Below are 2,306 nucleotides of genomic sequence, written 5' to 3'. Positions count from 1 at the left end.
TGGCGGCGCCGGGTTTCCAGGTTCCGTTCCCCTGTGGCCAGACGTGGACGGGTAACTCCAGCAACAGCAGTGCGCACAAGTCGTATGAGATCGACTTCAACCGGGGCAGCACGGCTGATGCCGACCGTGGTGACACGGTGGTCGCCGCGGCGGCGGGCACGGTGGTCATCTCGGCGCACCAGGGTTCGGCGAACGGTTACGGCAACCTGGTCAAGATCGACCACGGGGGCGGCTGGTCGACGTACTACGCCCACCTGACCGTGCGTTCGGTCTCGGCCGGCGCTCAGGTCACCCAGGGCCAGAAGCTGGGGACGGTCGGCAACACCAGCAAGCCGGGCAACAACATCAGCCCGCACCTGCACTTCGAGGTGCGTCAGGGCACGAGCTACCCGGGCAACATCCGCAAGGCCGTCTTCAACGGCGCCACCTTCGGTTACCCGAACGCCAGCGTGACCTCGAAGAACAAGTGCGGCGGCGGGGGCGGCTCCACCAACCCGCACACCGCCGAGTCGGTGTGCGGCGCCGGTTACAAGGTGATCGACTCGGCGGCCCTCGGCTCCAACGGCACGGTCTACCTGACCTTCAACTCCGCCAACGGCAACAACTGCGTGGCCACGATCAAGAAGGCCTCGCTGGGCAAGGCCACCGCCACCACCGCCTATCTGGAGGTCGCGGGCAAGGCCCGGGCCACCGACACCGGCAACTTCGAGTACTACGCGGGCCCGGTGCGCGCCGCGGCCGCCAAGAAGTGCGTCAAGTGGGGCGGCAAGGCCGGATCGAGCACGTACAACAGCCCGTCCGAACACTGCGGGAGCTGAACCCCTGTGAAACTGCGCATGATCCTGACCGGCGCCGCGGTCCTTCCTCTGTCGCTGCTGGTGGGGCAGCCGGCCGGGGCGGCGGCCGCCGATCCGATGACCGACGCGTTCGCCACGGCGGCCTCGACGTATGAGGTGCCTCGTGACCTGCTGGTCTCGATGGCCTATTCCGAGACCCATCTGGACGGGCACAAGGGCCAGCCCAGCGCCGACGGCGGCTATGGCGTGATGCACCTGGTCACGTCCAAGACCCTCGACAAGGCCGCCACGCTGACCAAGCAGCCCGCCTCGTCGCTGAAGGCGGACGACGCGGCCAACATCACGGGCGGCGCGGCCGTCCTGCGGGCCCTGGCCGACGAGCTCAAGCTGGACGCCGCCGCCCGCAAGGACGCGGGCAAGTGGTACCAGGCCGTCGCCAAGTACTCCGGCGCCTCCTCGCAGTCGGTCGCCCGGCTCTACGCCGACACCGTGTACGAGCAGCTCGCGAAGGGCGTGAGCGCCAAGACGCCCGCCGGCGAGACCGTCACCGCGCCGGCCCGCGCCGTGACACCTGACCGGGGCTCGTACGCCAAGGCGGACGACCTGGACAAGCCCAGCACGCTCGCGGCGGCCACCGACTACCCGTCGGCCGCCTGGGCTCCGGCCCACAGCACCAACTACGCCGTCTCCAACCGGCCCACCAGCGACGCGATCGACCGCATCGTCATCCACGTGGCGCAGGGCACCTACGCCGGGACGATCGACTGGTTCCAGACCGGTCCCAGGGAGGACCCCACCTCGGCCCACTACGTCGTCCGCTCCTCCGACGGCGCCGTCACCCAGATGGTCAGGGAGAAGGACCGGGCCTTCCACGCCGGCAACTGGAACCGGCGCTCGGTCGGCATCGAGCACGAGGGCTGGGTCGAGAACGCGACCTGGTTCACCGACACGATGTACCGCTCGTCGGCGGCGCTGGTCCGCAACATCGCCGACCGGTACGGCATCCCCAAGGACCGCACCCACATCGTGGGCCACAACGAGGTCCCGGGCGCCGACCACACCGACCCGGGCCAGTACTGGAACTGGACCAAGTTCATGCAGTACGTCGGCGGCACCGGCGGGGGCACCAACCCGCACACGCCGGAGTCGGTGTGCGGCACCGGCTACAAGGTGATCGACTCGCAGGCGCTGGGCACGGCGGGCACCGTCTACCTGCTGTACAACGCGGACAACGGGAACAACTGCGTGGCCACGATCAAGCTGACCTCGCTGGGCACGGCCACCGCCACCAGCGCCTTCCTGGAGGTCAAGGACAAGGCGCGAGTCACCGACGAGGGGAACTTCGCGTACTACGCCGGACCCGTACGGGCCGCCGCCGCCGACAAGTGCGTCCAGTGGGGCGGCAAGGCCGGTGCGAGCACGTACGAGAGCCCCTTCGAACACTGCGGGTGATCCGCTGACCCGATGACCTGTGGCCGGATCGCGAGGGCTCGCGATCCGGCCACAGCT

2 protein-coding genes are annotated in these 2,306 nt (G+C 69.4%); both read left to right on the top strand.

All coding sequences use genetic code 11. From position 1 onward, the window contains the following. On the top strand, positions 1-818 hold an 818-nt coding region (locus tag ABZS69_RS66955), incomplete at its 5' end, for a M23 family metallopeptidase (protein WP_355395619.1). A gap of 6 nt (positions 819-824) precedes the next feature. Then, positions 825-2,249 (top strand): peptidoglycan recognition family protein, encoded by a 1,425-nt coding sequence (locus ABZS69_RS66950; RefSeq protein WP_355395616.1) that lies wholly within the window; start codon positions 825-827, stop codon positions 2,247-2,249. Positions 2,250-2,306: the final 57 nt, after the last annotated feature.

It is taken from the genome of Nonomuraea sp. NPDC005650, from assembly GCF_040605375.1.
In the GTDB taxonomy this organism is placed as follows: Bacteria; Actinomycetota; Actinomycetes; order Streptosporangiales; family Streptosporangiaceae; genus Nonomuraea.
The sequence above is the reverse complement of the archived record's forward strand: the minus strand, read 5'-3'. Positions and strand labels throughout refer to the sequence as shown.